Source organism: Paenibacillus sp. PCH8 (genome assembly GCF_002968835.1).
Lineage (GTDB): Bacteria > Bacillota > Bacilli > Paenibacillales > Paenibacillaceae > Paenibacillus.
This window is the reverse complement of sequence record NZ_PKQK01000001.1, coordinates 646,789-669,253: the sequence shown is the minus strand read 5'-3', so window position 1 is coordinate 669,253 and position 22,465 is coordinate 646,789. Positions and strand designations below refer to the sequence as shown.

17 protein-coding genes are annotated in these 22,465 nt (G+C 48.3%); 14 read left to right on the top strand and 3 right to left on the bottom strand.

What is annotated here, in order from left to right:
• The first annotated feature begins 365 nt into the window (after positions 1-365).
• From C0Q44_RS02850 to C0Q44_RS02835, 4 genes are all read left to right on the top strand, one after another.
• Positions 366-1,781: a sensor histidine kinase gene (locus C0Q44_RS02850; protein WP_105405969.1), complete on the top strand. Its 1,416-nt coding sequence runs from the start codon at positions 366-368 to the stop codon at positions 1,779-1,781.
• 208 nt (positions 1,782-1,989) lie between these two features.
• Entirely contained in the window at positions 1,990-3,147 is a 1,158-nt protein-coding gene (locus C0Q44_RS02845; protein WP_258166145.1) for an MFS transporter, read from the top strand.
• Positions 3,148-3,369: 222 nt separating this feature from the next.
• The gene (locus tag C0Q44_RS02840; protein ID WP_105405967.1) at positions 3,370-4,050 is read left to right on the top strand and encodes an oxidoreductase; all 681 of its coding nucleotides are present in this window, start codon (positions 3,370-3,372) and stop codon (positions 4,048-4,050) included.
• 147 nt (positions 4,051-4,197) lie between these two features.
• Complete coding sequence (locus C0Q44_RS02835; protein ID WP_105405966.1) at positions 4,198-4,572, top strand: RidA family protein; 375 nt, start codon at positions 4,198-4,200, stop codon at positions 4,570-4,572.
• A gap of 115 nt (positions 4,573-4,687) precedes the next feature.
• On the opposite strand, the gene C0Q44_RS02830 is transcribed toward C0Q44_RS02835, so the two are convergent.
• Positions 4,688-5,446 (bottom strand): tryptophan-rich sensory protein, encoded by a 759-nt coding sequence (locus C0Q44_RS02830; RefSeq protein WP_105405965.1) that lies wholly within the window; start codon positions 5,444-5,446, stop codon positions 4,688-4,690.
• Between the two features lie 228 nt (positions 5,447-5,674).
• Between C0Q44_RS02830 and C0Q44_RS02825 the strand changes: the two genes are divergently transcribed.
• A complete protein-coding gene (locus C0Q44_RS02825) occupies positions 5,675-6,640 on the top strand; it encodes an arsenic resistance protein (RefSeq protein ID WP_105405964.1) in 966 nt (321 codons plus the stop codon).
• 354 nt (positions 6,641-6,994) lie between these two features.
• On the opposite strand, the gene C0Q44_RS02820 is transcribed toward C0Q44_RS02825, so the two are convergent.
• The gene (locus C0Q44_RS02820; protein WP_105405963.1) at positions 6,995-8,623 is read right to left on the bottom strand and encodes a response regulator transcription factor; all 1,629 of its coding nucleotides are present in this window, start codon (positions 8,621-8,623) and stop codon (positions 6,995-6,997) included.
• Positions 8,624-8,628: 5 nt separating this feature from the next.
• Positions 8,629-10,458 (bottom strand): cache domain-containing sensor histidine kinase, encoded by a 1,830-nt coding sequence (locus tag C0Q44_RS02815; protein WP_105405962.1) that lies wholly within the window; start codon positions 10,456-10,458, stop codon positions 8,629-8,631.
• 143 nt (positions 10,459-10,601) lie between these two features.
• On the opposite strand from C0Q44_RS02815, the gene C0Q44_RS02810 reads away from it, so the two are divergent.
• From C0Q44_RS02810 to C0Q44_RS02775, 9 genes are all read left to right on the top strand, one after another.
• Positions 10,602-11,483: a carbohydrate ABC transporter permease gene (locus C0Q44_RS02810; RefSeq protein ID WP_105405961.1), complete on the top strand. Its 882-nt coding sequence runs from the start codon at positions 10,602-10,604 to the stop codon at positions 11,481-11,483.
• Positions 11,484-12,320: a carbohydrate ABC transporter permease gene (locus tag C0Q44_RS02805; protein ID WP_105405960.1), complete on the top strand. Its 837-nt coding sequence runs from the start codon at positions 11,484-11,486 to the stop codon at positions 12,318-12,320.
• 214 nt (positions 12,321-12,534) lie between these two features.
• Entirely contained in the window at positions 12,535-13,833 is a 1,299-nt protein-coding gene (locus tag C0Q44_RS02800; protein WP_105405959.1) for an ABC transporter substrate-binding protein, read from the top strand.
• Positions 13,834-14,259: 426 nt separating this feature from the next.
• Positions 14,260-14,826 (top strand): TetR/AcrR family transcriptional regulator, encoded by a 567-nt coding sequence (locus tag C0Q44_RS02795; RefSeq protein WP_105405958.1) that lies wholly within the window; start codon positions 14,260-14,262, stop codon positions 14,824-14,826.
• A gap of 61 nt (positions 14,827-14,887) precedes the next feature.
• Entirely contained in the window at positions 14,888-16,882 is a 1,995-nt protein-coding gene (locus C0Q44_RS02790) for an alpha/beta fold hydrolase (RefSeq protein ID WP_105405957.1), read from the top strand.
• A 117-nt stretch (positions 16,883-16,999) separates the two neighbouring features.
• Complete coding sequence (locus C0Q44_RS02785) at positions 17,000-17,947, top strand: aminopeptidase (protein ID WP_105405956.1); 948 nt, start codon at positions 17,000-17,002, stop codon at positions 17,945-17,947.
• A gap of 422 nt (positions 17,948-18,369) precedes the next feature.
• Positions 18,370-18,507, top strand: coding sequence for a hypothetical protein (locus C0Q44_RS30000; RefSeq protein WP_181150828.1), 138 nt, complete (start codon positions 18,370-18,372; stop codon positions 18,505-18,507).
• Between the two features lie 126 nt (positions 18,508-18,633).
• Positions 18,634-19,056 (top strand): chemotaxis protein CheW, encoded by a 423-nt coding sequence (locus C0Q44_RS02780; protein WP_181150827.1) that lies wholly within the window; start codon positions 18,634-18,636, stop codon positions 19,054-19,056.
• A 201-nt stretch (positions 19,057-19,257) separates the two neighbouring features.
• On the top strand, positions 19,258-22,461 hold the full coding sequence (locus tag C0Q44_RS02775) for a DEAD/DEAH box helicase (protein ID WP_105405954.1): 3,204 nt from the start codon (positions 19,258-19,260) through the stop codon (positions 22,459-22,461).
• Positions 22,462-22,465 lie beyond the last annotated feature (4 nt).

Here is a 22,465-nt window from a genome sequence, read left to right as displayed (position 1 = left end):
GAAGAAGCGGAGCTAAAAGCTTTCTGAAAAGAAAGCTGCATCGGAAGCATACGCTTCGCCTTTATCCACGGATTTTCCCTTTCAGAAAAGGGAATCAAAAAAATCTGGGGTTAACAGCGATCAGAAGGTTGTTCTGTCATCGGAGTGGCAAGTGTAATTATTCTTTAGTTCAATCTATATAGTTCAAATTCAAACAACAATATATTCTACTACGTCCAGCACACAAATTGAATCCTAATTTGTGTATTTTTGTGTACTTTTTTGACGAAGAAGAAAAGCCGAAGATTCAATGGGCATGCTATGATAGAGATACATACGAACGAAGATGCTTTAAACGGTAAAGTCGGGACAACAGGAGTGAGTGAATGCAATTTTCAAAAATGTTCGTATTGAATATGGGAATGCTTATTACGATTGCTTATCTTGCTAGTGTTTTCTATAAATATGTCGTCATACGTACCTCTTCCCGAATGAAGCAGATCAGTTCAGTGCTCCTCCTTATTTTTGCAGGTTGGGTCAGTACCGTTTTTGGATTTCGACTCACCCACGAAGTGGTCTTTGATCTTCGTTACGTCCCTTTAATCGTTGCTGTTCTGACGTATAGACAGCCCTATAGCGTCATTATCGTGGGTGTTGGAATTGGACTATCGAGACTGACCTTTGGCATCACGGATGCTACAATAGCGGCAGTGATTAATATGTCTCTTCTCGGTGTGATGTGTGCAGGTTTGAATATATGGATGAGACGCAGCAACTTCAGACTGATCATTAAAGGGATACTCGTTACACTTATAATCAATGTGATCAATAGTGTGAACATCGCTATCATTGGTGTTATCCCGGCTACCTACTTTTTTTCACACATTATGCCGTACACACTTCCTACCGGAATTCTGTTAAGTCTGATGTTTGCATTTATATTACGTGATTTTCAGAATGAGCAGAATCGAATTTTGCTTATTCAGAGCACAAACCGTCTATTATCGGTGCAAAAAGAAGAATTACAGAAGGCTCAGATTGTACTGGAGGATCGGGCCAAACAATTGATGATTGCTTCACAGTACAAATCAGAATTTCTTGCCAATATGTCACATGAACTGCGTACACCGTTGAACAGTGTGATCAACTTTGCCCAGATGATTAGCGAGAACGCTGACACGATGGATCAGGAGGATATTGTACGTTTTGCTACCATGATCGACTACTCCGGGCAGGAACTGCTTACGCTCATTAACGATATTCTGGATCTATCCAAAGTGGAAGCAGGCCGGCTGGACATTGTGCTGGAGGACATCAGTCTGATGCAGCTGATCGAAGATGCCATGAACCACTTTCAGCTGGTTGCTGAGAAAAAGGGGATTCAGTTGCATATGGATAAGAAACCGGGGCTACCCGAAACGCTCTGGTCTGATCCCCAGCGGGTTCAGCAGATTCTGCGGAATCTGATGTCCAACGCCATCAAGTTCACTCACCATGGGAAGGTTACGCTGACCATAGGCACCAAGCAGGTCAAGAACGCGGGAATTCCGAGCCAATGGCTCGTTTTCTCCATTCAGGACACAGGCATTGGTATTCCCGAGGACAAGCATCATTCTATATTTGAAGCATTTCAACAGGCAGACGGGTCGATTAGCCGAAAGTTTGGCGGAACCGGACTTGGCCTGTCCATCAGTCGGGATTTAGCAAGATTACTGGGTGGATCGATCGAATTGGAGAGTGTTGAAGGCAAGGGGAGCACCTTCCATCTCTATCTTCCGTTAAATCGTGAAAAAATGAGTTGACAACCTTCGCGCCGTGAGTAGAATTTGGGATGACAACTAGCATCGACCGGCATTCGAAACCCGGTCTAAGGAGTGTATCCCCATACAGAAGACGGTCAACACTAACCCTCCCCCGTTAGCAAGCAAACCACGGCGCAAGGGTTCGACACAACGCACTAACTTATCGATTGCCACATGGGAGGGTGTACCAGCAATTATCTTACAGACATTGCTGGGAGGCCCGTTCTTAACCGGGTTTCTGCTGTACCTTGGGGCCGGGTCGAGACATATCGGCTTTGTACTTGCGATTACCACGTTCGTGAACATTGCCCAGATCGGAGCAGCGTATTGGATGCAGCGGATTCGCAGCCGAAAACGCATGCTGCTGCTGTTCGTGGGTACACATCGCATCCTGTGGAGCGCAACAGGACTGATTCCGTTTATATTTCCCCAGGAGTGGTGGGTAAAAGTATATATTGGCGTGTATACGGTTGCTTTTATATCCAATACCATCGGCGGCATGATCTGGACTTCACTGATTGGCGATATTGTACCTGCCAAGGTGAGAGGGCGATATTTTGGCATTCGAAACACGATTTTGAACGCACTTGGAAGCGTATGCTTATTCGCGGGCGGCATTATTTTGGATCGTTATCCGGGGGAAATGGGCTTTTTAATCCTGTTTATTCCGGTATGGATATGTGCCATTGCCAATACAGTTATCTATTTCTTCTATCCAGACGTGCCCTTTGAACGTTCCACCGAAAAGGTTTTCTGGCGGATGTTCATCAAGCCGTTCCAGGATCGTGCTTTCCTGAAAGCAACGCTGTTCCTGGCAGCCTGGTTATTGATCCAGACCTTGATTGTTCCACTTTATTCTTATGTTATGCTGGATCTGTTGAATATCAATTACCAGACGGTATCCCTGATCACGGTAGTCCAAACCCTCGTTATGATGGTAGGTTTCTATGTTTGGGGCAATCTGAATGCCAGATTCAGTAATAAAACCCTGTTGTTTTGGACACTGCCAATCATTGCACTCTCCTGTCTGTCATGGGGGTTAATGTCGTTCATGCCTGTATTGGTCGCACTCTTTCTATCTCATATCTTCCTTGGAGTCGGTGTGGGTGGATTCAACCAGCTGGCATTTAACTTTACGATCGGAGATACGCCCAAAAGTGAAAGACCGATGTTTGTTGCTGTATATTCGGCTTTGACAGGAGTGACATCGTTCCTTGGGCCGCTCATGGGCGGCTGGTTGTATGAGAAGATGGAAACCTGGTCCGATGCGCTGGCCTGGATCTCTGCGTACGGATTTCAGGTGGGAGTTGGTGTAGTGATGCTGATTCTTACATTTACCCTTGGGCGTCGTGTACTGTTAAAATAGAAACTGAATATTTACACTGGCACTTCGATGACAGAACAACCTTCCGATCGCTGTTATCCCCAGATTTTTTGATTCCTTTTTGAAAAGGGAAAATCCGGGGATAAAGGCGAACGCTTCGCTTCTTCAGGTTATTTCTGTCCTCTCCGTTATCGTGTAAATGTTTAAGTTGATCATATGTATCTTGGTATGACTTAAAAAAGATGGCGAAGTGGAGGGATGTATATGAATCGTCTCGGACGGAAAGCTCTGGTGATTGGAGCCACCGGACTTGTAGGCGAATTACTGGTTCATAACCTGCTGGAGCACCCGGAATATAGCCTGGTTCGCGTACTTGTTAGACGTCCACTGGAGTTGCAACATCCCAAACTGGAACAGCATGTGGTGGACTGGGAACAGTTGGAGAGCCAGGACCACTTATTCGACGGGATCGATGACTTGTACTGTTGTTTGGGTACAACGATCAAAAAAGCAGGCAGTCAGGAGAGTTTCCGACAGGTGGATTATCATTACCCCGTTCGGGCGGCTACCCTTGCGAAACAACATGGAGTATCACAGATGCTGGTGATCTCCTCCATGGGAGCGAGTGCAGGTTCTCGTGTCTTTTACAGTCGGACCAAAGGGGAGATGGAAGATGCACTGTCCGATATCGGCTTATCGTCATTGCATGTCTTCCGCCCGTCCTTGATTCTTGGAGATCGAAACGAGAAGCGGTTCGGTGAGCAGATGGCTGCATATGCTATGAAGTTGCTGGATGGCTGGATGAAAGGCAGAGTGGACAAATACCGGGCAGTTCACGCTTCAACCATTGCACAGGCTATGACGAATATTGCACTGGTGCAATCCAAGGGAAACCATGTGTATTCGAATGAGGTCATTCATGTGCTTGGAGTAGATGGAGCCTGAAACCTTCGGATTTTCCTGCTTGCTTGATGCGGTCAAGGAGGTACGTTTCTTGCTTGAGTGTGATCGTGGTATAATAGGCATCAAAAATGAGTTCGAGGCCTGTCTCCTTGCGGTGGCAGTGCGGCGAACATGAAGGAGAATTCGTCCATGAAAAAACCAATCTCTACCGATCAGGCGCCAGGCGCCATTGGTCCATACAGTCAAGCCGTTGATGCAGGCGATTTCATCTATACTTCTGGACAGCTTGGTCTGAATCCACAAACGGGAGAATTCGGCGCAGATGTACAGGAGCAGACACGTCTGTCCTTGAGCAATGTGAAGGCGATTCTTGAAGCAGCAGGCACAAGTATGGACAAAATCGTGAAAACGACGGTGTTCCTGAAAGACATGAACGATTTCGTTCCTGTGAATGAAATATATAGCACGTTCTTCGAACAACCATATCCGGCACGCAGTGCAGTGGAAGTGGCCCGTTTGCCGAAAGATGCACTTGTAGAGATTGAGGTTATTGCTCTGAAATAGGATAACAACCATAGTCCGTACTGAAATACATAAAAAGCCGATTTCAGGTCGAATGACCGAAATCGGCTTTTTGCTTTTGCGCTATGTTTTGGAGTTATGCTAGAGAGGGATTCGCTTAATCCCGATCCTGATTACGGGCGAAGAATAACCATACGGCATAGATTGCTAGTACGATCGCAATGATGATTGCCGTATAATAGACAGAAGTGACATCCTTTTGTTTAAGTGCAATGGCAATGTATGCCCATGTAAATACGAGTGGATACACGCTGTCGCGATAACGGAAGCTGACGAGCACAGCCAGTGCCATACCTACAATTAGCATGATGATTGTCCAGGTCGGTTCACTGATACCAAAGCCATCCCAGCCGATTTTATATAATAGCACAGCTGCATTGACTATGGTTGCCACACTTATCCATCCCAGATAGATGCTGAATGGCAGCTTCACGAGCCAGATTTCGGCAGTGGTCGGCACCGTGATGGTACGTGTCTTTACATACAGCATGATCAGGGTCAGCAGAAGCAGTATGATAATCAGTAAGGCGAGACCGGTCTGGAGATTTTGAAAAGCAAAAATCCATGCCACATTGAACGCGCAGCTTGCCAGGAACCAATACCCGAGTCGGGTGATCGAATCCCTTTTCCAGGAAGCGGGAACGAACTGATAGATTACGAACCCTGCAAGCAGCAGGTAGATCAGGCCCCATATAGAGAAGGCATAGCCCGAAGGTGTGAGCAGCACAGGGTACATATCCGATACTTCTTTGTTCGTCTTACCTCCGATGGGTAGAGCGTTGGAGAGGTAGTTCACGATAATTACAGCGATAAATCCAATGGCGTTTAACCACTTGTACGGATTGTTACGTGACATTGCGTTTCCTCCTTGGTTTAACGAAATGAATGAACCACGGGTCAGTCTACAATGAATATACCCAGTTCTTACCCATTCTAATAACAGCCACCCAAAATTCACAAAGATAATGCCTCGATATCCTGTGCTTGTCATTCATGGATATGTACTCTGTCCCAATGTACGCATAATGAAGCTTGAATATGTCCGCGCGATATACGCCCAAATGTTCAACGGAGGAGGAGAAGTATGTTTTCGAGAGAAACGATGGAGAAACAGCAAACCTGGTTCTATGTCGTTGCATTATTCGTAGGAGCAGCATTGGGGCTGGGCAATCCGGTATGGGGAGATCTGCTACACTACACCGTGTCTCCGGTACTTGCTGTTCTGTTATATAGTATGTTTGTGCAGATTCCTTTTTTGCAGCTCAAAGATTCCATGTCGAATCTTCGATTTATTGGTGCTTTGCTTGTAGCTAATTTTGTCATCGTTCCTGTCGTTGTATGGCTGCTTACACTTGTTTTTCCGCAAACGCCCGCAGTTTTGTTGGGAGTCTATCTGGTGTTGCTCACTCCATGCATTGACTATGTGATTGTGTTTACTCAGCTGGGAAAGGGAAACGAGAAGCTGATGCTTGCCGCAACACCTCTTCTGTTCGTGGTACAGATGTTGATGCTGCCTGTGTATCTTTGGTTATTTGTGGGAACAGAAGCGGCCCGAATGATGCAGTTGGAGCCGTTTGCCGAGGCATTTTTATTCTTGATTGTCATTCCGTTGCTGCTCGCAATCTGTACTCAAGTAGGGTCTAAACGAAAACCTGCCGGTGAGGTCTTGTTAAACGCAACGGGCTGGTTACCCGTCCCCTTAATGGCACTTGCACTGATTGTGGTGGTCGCATCTCAGATTGGTAAAGTCTACAATGATATGGCGATTATCGTAAATGTGATTCCGATCTATATCGCTTTCCTGGTGATTATGCCTTTCGTATCACGAATGCTGGCTGTGCTGTTTCGATTGGATGTAGGCGCAGGACGGGCGCTGATTTTCAGCTCTGCCACGCGGAATTCACTGGTCGTTCTGCCGTTGGCGCTTGCGCTGCCGCCAGAATGGGCAACCATAGCTGCCGCGGTCATTGTCACACAGACGATGGTGGAACTCGCGGGGGAGTTGATCTACATACGACTTGTGCCTGCAGTGATTCTGCGGGATCGGTGACCAATTCAATGCACATGTATGATAGTATATAATTAATACAACCATTTTTGGTAAATCAAAGGGGGAGATTAGTATCCCTAATTATCGGAAGATCATGTTCTACCTGGATATTGCACTGGTTCCGTTCATCGTTATCTTTTTTTCTATAGCAGCCTATACAACGGGAAATAAAATTTATTATCTTTACTTGGGTATAGCTGTAGCCGCAATATTTCGGATCTTATCCTATCTTAGAAAAGAAAGAGCCAAAAAGTCGTCATGATATAGGCTATTCCCTGTAAAAGTAAAAAAGGAAAAGAGTACTCCCGATGGGTCATGCCGGGAGTACTCTTTTTAATTCGGAACAGATACGCGTTACGTACCTGTTTGTAATACGGTTTTGCGATATTCCGCTGGTGTGATGCCCTCCATCTTTTTGAACACTTTGCTGAAATATTTCTCATCCTGATATCCAACCATCTCCGAGATTTTGACAATGCGCAAGGTCGGATTCTGCAGAAGCACCTTCGCACTATTGATCCTCAGTCTGCCCAAATACTCCGACCAGTTCAGGCCAAATTGCTGTTTGAATTTGCGTGATATATACTCTCGGCTCAGATAGAAACGCGCGGCAATCTGCTGCAAGGACAGATCCTCCTGATAATGGGTATCCATGTAGCGCGCAATCTCGCTCATCGGGTCAGGGTCAGCGTGGTGATGAGCAGTGAGCACTTTTCCGGCGGCAAGCAACCGGTGTTCAAGCAGGGAACGAAGCAAGGGGAAGGATAACAGCCCTTCATGGTCAAAAGGCAACTCGGCAAATGGAATGGATTGTTCCTCCGTCACCTCTTCCTCTTTGGATGGCGAACCTGCCGCATCATTAAGCCAGCGGCCCAGCATCCATTCCATCTCTTCGACCCAGTGTTGAATCTGCTCTGCGCTGATAACCTCAACATCCGTGATCGGATCAAGCCATTCAGCTACTGCCGTGGATACACGGGAAGCGCGACAGCTCATGGCTGCCATACGCAAGGGTTCTTCATGGGCGGTTAAACGCTTGCTCTTGTTCCCGTTGGATGATTCCACTGAAACATGAATTCGCTGCTTGGTCTGCAATGCATTACGTCGCCATAATCTCGAACTGGCTTCCAGATAGGCTCCTGAGATTCCGCCAGGATATGACTCGCACGTGGCTATACCGAAATGAAGCCGGCGCTGAATCGTCTGCTCCAAAGCATCATTCACCCTGTCTAGTATGCTTCGCAGTGAGGAAGAGGAGCCCCAATGTAGAAGAACAACCTCGTCGGTTTGATCTAATTGGCGGAACATCACACCTTCATCAGGTGTGGATAACATTTCCGTACAGATATTTAACACCGAGAACACGAGCAGGTCCGGTTGACTGCGGTATTTAGCTAGACAATCTGCATCCAGATGGGACAGGCTGGTGACGGCTACACTGCACATATGAATGTCACCTGGCAGATCCAACTCATCCCGTAATCGTTCCATTTGCGAACTGCTGTTGCCTCTTCCAACGGCAAGCTCGGTGAGCAGACGATCCTGATAATGGGGTCTCATTCGATTAACCACGATGGACTGCCTGGTGGACTGCATTCGAATGTTATCCTCTTCACTCCATGCGGTGACTGCCTTCGCCAAGGATGCATTCAGTTCATCTGCCTCCACAGGTTTCAGCAGGTAGTCCATGCCCCCATGTCGGATCGCATGTCTGACAAGTTCAAAATCATCATATCCGCTAATGACTAGCACCTTGCTGTGTGGGGTATGAACCGATATCCATTCAAGCAATGCCATACCGTCCTTGCCAGGCATGCGCATATCACTGAGGATAATTTGCGGTTGATGTGCCGTGATGGAGGCTACGGCTTCGTCACCATCTGCCGCTTCCAGTAACGTATCAATACCCAAGTATTCCCAACGACCAAGCAGCCGGATGGCATCGCGGACATGTTTTTCATCATCGACAATCAGTGCTTTCATGTGCTTCACTCTCCCGCATATAGTTTAACCCTGAGCATCACACCGTTTGGTTCCAGATTGCTGATCTCAAGTCTGGCTGGATGACCCGGATGTGAGTTCAATTGAAGTCTGCGCATCACATTTCGAAGACCAATAGATTCGGACTCATCGGATTCCTGTGTGGCTAACCCGGCTGAGGTGTCGTTGAGGTGCAGCCATCCCCTAATCTCCAGTAACTTATCTGCAGGGATGGAGGGCCCGTTATTGCTCAGTTCTATCTCAATCCAATGATCGTCAACCCGGCGACTGGATATGGATAGGTATCCTTTGCCTGGCTGAACATCTGCTCCGTGTTTGAAATAATTCTCTAGTAAAGGTTGTAACGTCATTCTGGGCATTTCAACAGACAGGGTGTCTTCAGCAAAATCCATATCTGCCTCTATGCGGTCACCGAACCGCTCCTGTTGCAGTTCCAGATATAACCGGGCATGCTCTGCTTCTTCACGTAACGTCACGCAGGTCTGATCTCGCATACTGTAGCGCAGCATTTTGGACAGGGAAGAGAGCAATGTATACGCCCGTTGTCCTTGCTGTTGAAGAGCAAGTGTACCAATGGATTGCAGTGTATTATAGAGAAAATGCGGATGAATCTGCCCTTGCAACGCTTTGAGCTGATTCGTCTTGTTCGCAATCTCCAAACGGTATTCCCGCAGGATCAGATTATTTACCGTATCCATCATATCCCGGAAATGACGAGCGAGTACTCCGAATTCATCTCGACTCGATAGACGGATATCCACCTGCAGACGCCCGGCTTGAATCTGGTTCATATACCGCATGAGCTGCTTGAGCGGTCCGGTGATGCGGATGGAGATGAACAGTGTGGCGACAATGACCAATACAAGCGCCGCAATGGCAATCATTGCGTTATTCCACGTGAGAGTAGTTGCTCTGGCATATAACGTCTCATTCGGGATCTGTTTGACGATGGTCCAATCGGCATAAGTGCTTCCCAGCTGTTGATACACATACATGGACCGATCTTGTTCAAAATGCCCTGCGGCATTCTGTGCTGTACCTGTATCGGATTGTACCAACTTCAGTTCGTTAGCCGTTTCCTTTCGTAATGCATCGGTATGATTGACTTCTGACCGTCCCTGGTAAATGATCTGATTCTGACCATCCAACACATAGATCTGTTCCTTTGCCGGATCATACAGTCTACCGCAGATCGCTGCGATGGTATTCATATTCAGATCAATGGCAAGTACACCCAGGCGCTCGGTCGAAGGCACATCTTTGATCGCACGATGCAGCGTAATCACTGTTCTGGAAGGGTCATCTGCAGAAGCTGCCTTGAACCCATACGTGTGACTTGCATGCGCGGATTCAACCCATATGTCCTGGCTGTTCCCGTTCGTTTTTCCATGAAGGGAGTCGGAGTAGGCTTGTTTGCGTTCTTCCCGTTTCGGGAAGGGGTTCGTAATCAGGGTAGACTGATTGGCGGCAAAAGAGTGCAAATACAGCTGGAACACATCCGGCACCGCCGCACGTATCGTCTGTAAGGTTGTGTACACCTCTGCAACCGCACGATAATCACCAGGAATCTTCGCCAAGTTACGCAGAAAGTTCGGGTCGTTATACACAGCGAGCGACGCTCTGGCCACGTTATCCACATAGTTATTGAGATTGGTGGACGCTTGGTAGATCAGGCGTTTGTTCTCTTCGACGGCCTGCTCCCGCAGTGCAGTCTTGGTCTGAATGAATGTCATGCTAATCGATGCGAGCAACGGGAGCGTGGTGGCAATGAGCATAAAAGCGATAAGCTTGGTGCGTATGCTGTAGTATTTGGACATCGAGACACCCCTTCCGGTTGCAGGTTAAGAGAGGACAATATTTTACCCCCAAGTGTTCACAAGGGTCGGTGTTTCCCTCGCCGATATTGGGGTTTAATAGAAAAAGAGACCAAATTCATCCATCTATAGAAGGGGAGAACGATATGAAGCATCGCAAATCTTCACAGCTGCTACAGCAGCTTGTGTTCGTGGGTCCCTCCATCGTGTTTTTTATTCTCATCATCGTGGTCCCTTTCCTGCTTGGCATGGTATATTCCTTCACGGACTGGAACGGGGTGTCCAAGAACATTAATTGGGTAGGGTTCGATAACTTCGTGCATGTTTTTGTGAATGATCCCAAGTTCCAAACGGCGTTTTGGTTTACAGTGCGCTTCACCGTGGTTGGTGTGATTCTGACCAATGTGATTGGGTTTTTCCTGGCGTATTTCCTGACCAAACCGCTCAAGACGAGAAACATTCTGCGCACGATCTTTTTTATGCCTAACGTGATCGGTGGTTTGTTGCTCGGCTTTATCTGGCAATTCATATTTGTGAAAGGGTTTTCAGCAGTGGGCGACGTAACCGGGTGGTCCTTCTTCAATCTCCCTTGGCTGGGAGACGAACCAACCGCCTTCTGGGGAATCGTTATCGTATTTGTATGGCAGACGGCTGGTTACCTGATGGTCATCTACATCTCATCTTTGACGAATGTATCTTCCGATCTGTTGGAAGCCGCCGAAATTGATGGAGCAAGTCGCTGGCAGGTACTGCGGAGCATCATTTTTCCGCTCATTATGCCGGGTGTAACCATCTGTCTGTTTCTCGCGATTTCCTGGTCGTTCAAAATGTTCGATCTCAATCTGTCACTGACCAAAGGCGGACCGTTCGGATCGACAGAATCGGTTGCACTTAATATTTACAATGAAGCCTTTGTGAATAATCGATATGGCATCGGGACAGCCAAAGCACTCGTGTTCTTCGTAATCGTTGCCATTATCACGATGATTCAGGTACGTGTGACGAAGAGCAAGGAGGTGGAAGCATAGATGGAAACAACGAAAAATTACCGCTTCAGTACCATGCTAACCGAGATTATTATGGTGCTCATTGGATTAATGTTCCTGGTTCCGTTCTACTTCCTGTTTGTGAATTCAGTCAAAACATTCGGTGACCTGCTCACCAACTCGGCTGCATGGCCGGAAGTATTCCAGTGGGGCAATTATGCGAATGCCTGGGAGAAAATTAACTTCCCGTCCGCGCTAATGAACTCGCTCATCGTTACCGTGGTCAGCAATCTGCTGCTTGTGCTGATCAGTTCCATGGCCGCGTACCGAATGGTTCGCAGCAATACCCGGTTCAACCGGATTTTGTTCGGCATGTTCATTGCCGCCATGGTGATTCCGTTCCAGTCTATCATGATTCCACTGGTTACGGTTACAAGTAATCTGGGACTGATCGACAGCCTCGGTGGACTGATTATCTGTTATCTCGGTTTCGGAGCACCGATGTCTGTCTTCTTGTTCCACGGGTTCGTCAAATCGGTCCCGCTGGAGATTGAGGAAGCGGCCCGAGTGGACGGAAGCTCAGTTTACGGCGTATTCTTCCGAATTGTATTCCCGCTCATGAAGCCGATGTACGTAACCGTTATTATCCTGAACACGTTATGGATCTGGAATGATTATCTGCTTCCATCCCTGATTCTCCAGAGCTCCAACCTGCGTACCATTCCGATTGCGACCTTTGCACTCTTTGGTCAATATACCAAGCAATGGGATCTGGCATTGCCAGCCCTTGTACTTGGCATCATGCCAATCATTATCTTCTTCCTGCTGATGCAAAAGTATATCATTCAGGGAATTACCGCTGGGTCAGTTAAAGGGTGAGTGCGAGAGAAGGTTCGCTGTGGGGGAGTGCGAGGTAAGGTCGCAGCGGGGCTCAAGTTGCGCTTTCGGTCGCTGTTGCTCCTCGGTGGCCTGAATGGATTGGGGCAAGGAACGTCGCTATGATTCGTTAGAATGAAAACACGCTTCAAAGGCAAGGTTCTCGCCACACAAAAACGGTTTGTTATACGGAAACTACGATAGGGAGAGTGTAGATATGAAAAGAATGACGAAGTTGACGTTGCTTATGCTGATTGCTTTTTCGGTAATGCTTGCGGGTTGTGGCAACGGAGATAAAAGTGGCAGTCCGGTTAATACAGATGCCCAAGGTGGCGGTGAGGCGGCTACCGGGGACAAAACGATTAAAATTTTTCAGTTCAAAGTCGAAATTGCAGAAGCGCTTAACCGTCTCAAAGCGGAATATGAATCGTCTCATCCAGGCGTCAAACTGGACATTCAAACTGTAGGTGGCGGCAGTGACTACGGCGCAGCATTAAAAGCGAAGTTTGCCGCAGGCGAACAACCGGATATTTTCAACGTTGGCGGATACCGTGAACTGGACACATGGCTTGAATACCTGGAAGATCTGTCTGGTGAATCATGGGCTAAGGATGCGCTCGAAGTAGCCAAAGAGCCAATGACCAAAGACGGTAAACTCTATGGACAGCCGCTGGCACTGGAAGGCTACGGTTTCATATACAACAAAGACCTGTTCCAAAAGGCAGGCAACACGGAAATTCCAACCACACTGGAACAATTGGACCAGGCTGCACAGAAACTTCAAGCCGCAGGCATCACACCATTTTCGAACGGATATCAGGAGTGGTGGGTTCTCGGGAACCATAACGTGAACGTGGCGTTTGCGAATCAGGCAGACCCGGTGAAATTCATTCAGGGACTCAACGAAGGTACGGAGAAAATCCCAGGCAACCAAGTGTTTACAGACTGGATGAATCTGCTCGACCTAACGCTGAAATACAGCAACAAAAACCCGCTGACAACCGACTACAATACACAGGTAACTTTGTTTGCAAGTGGAGAAGCAGCGATGATGCAGCAAGGGAACTGGACTCAGGTGCAGATTGATGGAATCGATCCGGATCTGAATCTCGGCATTCTGCCAATGCCAGTTACGAATGAGCCGAACGACAAGCTGTTCGTGGGTGTACCGAACTACTGGGTTGTGAACAAGAACTCGCAAGTGAAAGCAGAAGCTAAAGAGTTTCTGGAATGGCTTGTGACATCTGACATCGGTAAACAGTACATGACGAAAGAATTCAAGTTTATCCCAGCGTTCAGTTCTATCACGGCATCCGAAGGGGATCTGGGTGACCTCGCCACAGAGATCATGAAGTACAGTCAGGAAAATAAAACACTCAGCTGGAACTTCAACCGTTTCCCTGAAGGCGTTCCACAGGAATATGGCAGCACCATTCAGGCTTACGTTGCAGGCAAATCGGATAAAGCCGGATTGCTTGATGCGTTGCAACAGAACTGGGATAGTCTGAAAAAGTAAACACGATTTCAAATCATACCATCCGTAAGATGGAGATTGAATAAATCCCAATGCTAAGATGGTTATCCACAGCAAATAGGTTCAACTCGAATAGGTCAGCCAGATTGCATTCTGGTTGGCCTATTCGTGATGTTAGGGAGCAATCCATTGGAAAGTCAGAGAAGGGATTTGGGGAATTTCCTGGGATGTGGATAACTTCAGCGTGTTTTGATGTACTTATGACCGATTTAACATGAACTTAATACTAGATGTGGATATCCTGTGTATATAGACCTCTAAATGTGGACAAGTATGAGTGATTTTTACAAAAAGGCATAGGTTGTCAGCTAAAATAACTTGTATTATTACAATTAGTACTATATAGTTCTATTTATGATAAATCAAAAACCGAACAATGGATCTGCCAAGTCCAGGAGTTCCAATCCGGTGAACCGGACCAAGGCGATTGAAGTTGCAGCACAGTTATTTCTGCGAACCGGGTACAGCTATGTCAGCATGGATGAGGTTGTGAGGGTAAGTGGCATATCCAAGTCCAATATTTATTATCACTTCAAGAACAAGGAGGAGTTGCTCCAAGCCGTGGTTCAGTACTGGATTGCCCAGTATGAATCGGCACTATACCTGCTACTTAGTCAACGTGAACGAGGTGTGGAGGAACGCATCTATTCATTTATGGCCTTGCTGTCGACGGGTATAGAGGATCGGAATTACGAAGGAAGCTGCCCGTTCATTACACTTTATATGCAGACTCCGGCTAGTGCACCCGAAGTGAAGGAGAGCATTTCAACGTTCTTCCGGGAGCTTCAACCGATGGTGGAAAAGTTGTTTCAGCAAGGTCTGGATCGTGGTGAATTCCGTAAAGGAATCGATCCAGGGCCAGCTGCTTCGTTATTTGTTGCAGCACTGGAGGGTTCACTTGTGCTTGCGGAGACTGCACGTGATACAGGGATTATTGAACAGTCAGCACGTACATTTTGTCAGATGCTTCGGTAAACGAAGCTCTTTTTTTGAATAAAATTAGTACTGTATAGTACTACATAGGGGCGATATTGAAATGAACGTACATACTAGCCATGCTGCAAACAAAGAAAGCACAGACAACGAAAACATAACCAACATAACACAACGTATCCATAAGACATTTGCCGGACCAAATATTATATTCATGACAGGCGGTACAGGCTTTATCGGCAAGGAGACAGTAAAACGATTCGCAGATGAGAATGCCCAGTTGTTGCTACTTGTTCGTTCGGAACAGCGAGCCAGAGCCGTGATGAAGGCTTATGGCGTGAAGGATCTCGACCGAATTACGTTTATTACAGGTGACTTGTCTATTCCGGGTCTGGGACTGACTGCAGCGGATCGGGGACGTGTTCTGGAAGCAGATGTGATTATTCATGCGGGCGGAACGATGGACGTCACCTTGGGACGAGAGATAGCTGAACAGATATTTATGAACGGGGCCAAGGAAGTGGGGCAGTTGGCACAAGAAATCCATCGTATACACGGGCTGAAACACTTTATCCATGTGGTCGGTTTCATGAGCCCCTACGGACAGCGGAACGAACAGGGGGATTATCTTCAGGTCGATCATACAGGGAATCAGGAAAGTGCCTATGAAGAGATGAAATTTCAGGCCGATCTGCATATTCGCGAGCATGCAGAGCAGCATAACTATCCATTATCCGTTGTGAATCCGAGTACAGTTGTGGGACCACGCCCCACGGGTGTAACGGAGCAAACAGGTGGGATCGGACTGCTCATTCAGGCGATTCAGAAACGACTCATGCCTGTTGTACCAGGAGGTTCATCGTATTGGCTGCCTCTTGTAGAGAATGATGTGGTTGCACAGACTCTTGTCTTTCTGTCCAAGGAAACAGCTCCGGTGGGAGGAACATATCCACTTCTGGCACGAAAGGAAGACAGTCCCAATATGAACGAACTGCTGCATCTTCTGGCAGAGCAACTGGATGTACCCAAGCCCAAGTGGGCTGTGCCACTACCATGGATTCAATGGGCGATGAGATCAGGCGGTACACGCATCAGTGGTGTTCCGGCGGAGTCGGTTGCATTTATAAGCAACAGGTCATTTCCGGTGGAAGAGACGGAGGCACTATTCACACGCATGGGTCAATCCTGGCCGGATATTAGAGAACAGCTTCCGTTCGTTACAGCCGATCTGGACTATCGTCTACAGTACACGCCACTGCCTGAGGATTTCCCCGCAGATTATATTCGGGCAAGGGGTGGGGATATGGCTATGGTTGGTTGGGAAGGTGAGGGGGAGCCTTGGATCATGGTGCATGGTTTGCTTCAATCTGCAGATGAGATGTTACCATTGGGTAGAAGGCTTCGAGAGTTAACGGGAAACCCGGTGTGGATGGTTGATCTGGCTGGATTTGGACGGTCTCCTGTACATCAAGGTGATGAAGTATTTGAGGGGCAGATTGATGCACTGGTTACAGCTCTTCATGAGTTCAAAGGTCCGCTGAAACTGGTGGGTCATTCCATAGGTGCTGCGATTGCAGCTGCGGCGCTAAAGCGTAGCAGGCGGACAGATATTCGGCTGGGGTTGCTTCAGCCAGTCGCTAATAATGCCAACCCTAATATGTTAGCGTGGATGTCTCGTTTGCCGAGAGGTGTCGTGCGTACGCTTCTTCGTCGCAGATCGGAGAGGAGTTGGGCACGAATGTTCAGTACATACAGTGGCAGGGAAGGCAACCTCGTTATGGAACATGCGATGGCCAGAAGAATACGCTCCAATCTCCAGTCCCCTCGCATTGCGGGAGCGCATGCTGACTTGTTGCGATGGATTCACTCGGGCCAGAGGGGAAGCGTTATATCCTCTTCGTGGATGAAAAACGGGAACCCTCGTCATGCCGGGGATACATTGGTCGTATGGGCCAAGCAGGATCAGGAATATCACTACCCCAAGGATATGGACCCGCAGATGAAGCGGATAGATGTACCTTATGGTCATTACTTTCCGGTGTTCCAATACAGGGAAACGGCTGCCATCCTTGCTGAATGGTCCGATACCAGAACATGAGGCTGAATTCGTCGATATCCTCGATATGCAGGAATCCTGTGCCCCTTGTCGAAAGGGTCAAGTCGAGTTGTGATGAGCAGAAGCAAAGACAGAATCAAAGACAGGAGAGATGAATGTATGAGCAAGCAACGTGTGGAAATCAGTAAAAATGTGCTAACGGAATGTCTCGGACTGCGCAGCGGAGAGAATCTGGTGGTTGTCGCAGACGATATGAAACGGGATCTGGCTGAATCCATCTATGAGGCAGGCAAAGCACTTGGAGCAGAGTCGGTCCTGTTAATCATGGAGGAACGCAGCAGATCTGGAGAAGAGCCACCGGCGCCGATTGCAGAGGCCATGATTCGAGCAGATGTAGCCGTGTGTGTAACGAAATATTCATTAACACATACCCAGGCACGCAAAAAAGCCGCTGCTTCAGGGACCCGAGTGGCAACCATGCCAGGCATGACAGAGGACATGTTCATGAACGGAGCGATTACAGCGGAATATTCGCAAGTAAAAGCGTTGACGGAGAAGGTGACCGCCTTATTAAGTGCAGGTCGTCAGGTGCGAATCGAGAAACAGGGGCACAGTCTTTCTTTTTCCATCGAGGGTCGTAACGGTGTTCCTAGCACAGGCATGTATTTGAATCCTGGTGAGTCGGGCAACCTGCCATCAGGAGAAGCCTATATTGCTCCGGTAGAGGGCAAGGGCGAAGGCAGTATTGTTGTAGATGGTTCCGTTGCCGGAATAGGTGCGCTTCGTGAACCGATGCTATTAACAGTCAAGGAAGGACGACTGATATCAGCAGAAGGCCCGGATGGGTCCGCTTTACTGGCAACACTTGGTGAAGGGGATGGTCGCTTTCTCGGTGAATTCGGGATTGGTACCAATAACAAGGCGCGAATCACGGGTGTCGTACTGGAAGATGAGAAGGTATATGGTACGATTCATGTGGCTTTTGGCAGCAATAACACATTCGGCGGGACGATTGCCGCGGGCGTGCATATAGATGCCGTTGTACAAAAGCCGGATGTGTACATCGACGACAAGTTGATTATGCGTCATGGAGAATGGGTGGAATAACTAAAGTGGAGGAAATCGGGCATGTCCACAACATGTCCACAGTGATGGATAACTGAATCCGTAATTCAGAGTTTACGTTAGATTTACAAACAAATACACAACATGTCCACATCAAAATAGTGAATATCCACATGAAAGTATAAAGATATCCACAGCATGTGTGCAATATGTGCACAACTTATCCACAAATCAGGTATAACACGTGTTTTCATCGTGGTTAATGACTGTTTTGGAGCGTGAATATAAGTTATCCACAGGAATTTCACTTATTTTATCCAACAATTTGAAAACATAGAAACATAACCTTGATTCATCGGAAGAAAAAGACCAAAGTGCGGCATTTATGCCGAATTTTTGGTCTTTTTTCTACGCAATTTAGTTAATCACGCAAAAAAAGCGAATGGAAGTATGGACAAACCAGAATGAGCAGAGACGGCGCCTGTGATGCAGCGCCTGCTGAAGTTGGCAAAATTGATTTGAGAGCTAAACATTTGATTGAAAATAACCGATACACCAAGGTAACAACTATTGGGACAAAAGTGCCTGTAGTAACTTGGTGAATGCGAACTACAAGCAGGTCACTTTGCCAAATAAAGTGCTTTTCTTGTAGTTTTGTTTAATTATTATTTTATAATGATCTGATTTTACGAAAATGAGAGGGTATGTGGACAATTATGGATGAAGAAATGCAATATATTAATTTTTCGGTTGGAGAACAGATCTTTGCGCTTCGAATTGATGAAGTTCATGAAATCATCAGAATGGTGCAGGTGACAACCGTTCCATTTGGAAGTCCAGAGATCAGAGGATTTGCTTCGTTGTACGGTAAAGTGGTTTCAGTCGTAAGCCTTCGTGTTCTGCTCGGCATGCCGGATCAGGAGGATACCTCATCTACACGTATTATCGTTGTCCCTTATAAAGGTGGGTTTGTACCTCTAATCGTAGATATGGTTGATTCTGTTGTGAGCTACGATCGTTTCGAGGAACCAGCAGATGAACACCGACGTTTCATGCTTGGAATTTTTGACAAAATCGGGTTCTGTGAAGATCATCGCGCAGGTATTTTGAACCTGGATGTATTGCTGGGCAGCTTGATCAGATCATCGTAATTAACGAGCCATATTTCGTTTAATATGCAGTGTTTTCCTACGTATGACCCCAATGTTCCTCATCCGCTTTTTGGGAGAAGGGACATTTTTTTATGCGGTTAACGATAGAAATAAGCACTTTTTGTGCGCAAAGGTTTTTAAATCCGATCATTTTCGTATATGATGGAGAGTAACAATGCGAAGGGATGACGGGAGACTTTAATGATGCAATCGCTGTATGGAGTATGGCTTGGTGACGTATTTTTTTGTTTTTCCGGTGAAACATCGGAACCACGTGTGGATGCATGGAGCCACGTGGTAAGAAGGCTGAATTTTGACGACGGGGGTCGTCTGTTTCAGCCTGCCGCTCTGCGTCTTGCGGAGCTGCGCTGGCCGAACCCGCTGAGGAACACGGCAGAAGCCAAGAACACGAAGCGGCGCCAGCTGCTGGGACGCACACTGGAAGGATTGGCGGTCTCGCCCAAGGATGCCTTCAGGTTGCTGCTGCAATGGGATGATCGTTTGTTACATGCAGCCGGAATTCAGGTTGGAGAAGAGATGCGTTACTGGATCAAGGCAGCGCAGTTCACACAGGAGCTGTTGCTGCGAGGGGCAATTGCTCCATCGGCTGAATTCGCAGCGAAGACCGGCGCACGGCGGCGAAGCGGGCAAGAGACGTTGACAGGTGTGTGGCGGCCGCGCTTGCAGCAGGAAGAGGACATCGAACGATTCCGGGATCTCGCCGAAGCGATGCCCCCAATTGGACTTTCTGCTCCCGGAGCCTATGCTTCATCGGTACCGGAAACACGTGAAGAAGCAGGAGCTGCGGTATTATTTTCATTCATGAGTGGAATGATTCATGCTGTAGTGACCAGTGAATTGGAAGGTATGGACAGTGAGCTGTCCCGTTACCGTACACCGTATCGACGCGGATCTTCCCCGGTAGCCGAGCTCTGGTGGAACAGTCTGATCTCGATGTTCCGTCCGGTCACGGTGCAAGGACCGACAGAGGAAATGACAGCCTTTATTCATACGCTTCAGGAGGTCGGCGGAACGATGATGCCAGTCGTGGGAGCAGAAGAAATGGCGCCCGCGGAAGGCCGATTGAAGCTGGTGCTGCGCTTGGAACCGCCACTCGGTGAACATGAGTCGATCTGGGGAATCCATTTTTGGGTGGACAGTGAGCAGGAATCTGGTCTGAGGTTGCCTGCGCGTACCATCTGGGCACATCCAGAGCGTGATCTGGACCGGGGGAAAGTGTTGTATACTTCGGTGGCAGAGCAGTTGTTAATGGCGATTGGGCATGCAGCAGAGCTGGCACCGGAACTGGAGACAGCTCTGCTTACCGCCTGTCCGGAGGGAATCAAGCTGGAGCAGCAGGGGTTCTTTGAATTTCTCACCCATGCCGTTCCACGCTTGCAGAAAGCAGGCGTAACGGTGATGATGCCTTCCAGATGGAGTCGTGCAGGGAAACGTCGTGCGGGCTTGCGTCTGCAAATGTTGAATCAGGGAACGGAGCGGTTGCCTGGGGCGACATCTGCACTCGGTATGGAGCAATTGGTTGCTTTCAAGGCGGAGCCCATGCTGGATGGCAAACCGGTTACCGCAGAGGAACTCGCAGCACTGGCTGAATCTACAGTGCCGTATGTGATGTTCCGCGGGGAATGGATTGAAGTGGATACCAAAGAGATTCGCCAAGTCCTGCGTTATATGAAAAAAGAAGAAGAACAATATATGCCTCTCTCTGAATGGCTGCATCTGGCTGCGGATGAAGGGGAGGATTCTGCATGGAAAGGCCTTTCCGTCTTTGGTACGGAATCGGAGGGTCTGCTCTCTTTCCTGCTCGATGGACAGGTGCTTCGCAGTATTGAGCCCCGTCAGGTTCCGGCAGAATTGCATGGTGAACTGCGACCTTATCAGGAGCGGGGCTACCAGTGGTTATCCGCCATGCGTGAGTTGGGCTTCGGCGTATGTCTGGCGGACGATATGGGACTTGGGAAGACGATTCAGGTCATTACCTGTCTGCTGGACCGAAAATACGAAGAACGCCAGGCAGCCGAAGAGGAAGCCCGTGAGAATGAAATGCTGAACGACTTGCACGATCCGTTCGGAGCAGAGGAGCATCGTGATCTACGGCCCGGACATTTGCCTGCGCTTATTGTGTGTCCTACTTCGCTGCTCGGCAACTGGCAGCGTGAGCTGAAACGGTTTGCCCCGGATCTGTCGCTGTACATTCATCATGGTGGACAACGGTTGCACGGGAAAGCCTTTCAGGCAGAAGCACAGGCTCATGACATCGTATTGACGACATATCATCTGGCTGGCAGGGACGGCCCGGATCTGGCTTCGTTGCACTGGTCCACCATTGTGCTGGATGAGGCACAATATATTAAGAACTACCGCACCAAGCAAGCGCAGAGTGTAATGCGTCTGTCTACACTTCATCGTATTGCGATGACGGGCACACCTGTAGAGAACCGGCTGAGCGAACTATGGTCCATTTTCCAATTCCTCAATCCGGGGTATCTGGGCACAGCTTCATCGTTCCGTCAGCGTTATACGGGGCTGGGACCATCCGAAGAAAATGCGGCATCCTTGCGTGAGCTTCATCGCCTGGTATCCCCATTTATGCTGCGCAGGCTGAAGAGTGATCCGGATATCCGTAAGGATCTGCCGGAGAAGCTTGAATTGAAATCCTATTGTTCCCTGACGCCGGAGCAGACGGTATTGTACCAGCGAGTGGTCGATGATCTGATGGGTGGTCTGGATGGCAGAAATGGGATTGCCCGTAAGGGGATTGTTCTGTCCTCTCTGACCAAGCTCAAGCAGATCTGTGATCATCCGGTGCTGGCTGACAGCAATCGGAAAGACCACGGCAAGGCCGAGGCATCCGGCAAGATGGAGCGATTGCTCGAACTGCTGGATGCGATCCGTGACAACGGGGAATCTGCCCTGATTTTCACCCAGTATGTTGCTATGGGAGATCTGCTTGTGTCCAGGCTGAAACAGCGATATGAGGAGGAACCCTATTTCCTGCATGGGGGTGTTTCGAAGGGGCAAAGGGACGATATGGTGGAAACGTTCCAAAAAGGAGAGGGCCCGTCCATGTTTGTTCTGTCTCTTCGTGCCGGAGGCGTGGGTCTCAATCTGACACGCGCGAGTCATGTCGTTCATTATGATCGGTGGTGGAATCCGGCGGTTGAGAACCAGGCAACGGACCGGGTATTCCGAATCGGGCAGAATCGCAATGTGCAGGTGCACAAGCTGATCTGTCAGGGTACGCTGGAAGAACGGATTGATGAGCTGATTGAGAGCAAGAAGACACTCTCCGAGCAGGTCGTTGGTTCAGGTGAGAATTGGCTGACTGAGATGTCGGATGATGAGCTACGTGGTCTGATCTCGCTTCAGGGTGAGACGTGGCTGTGACCTT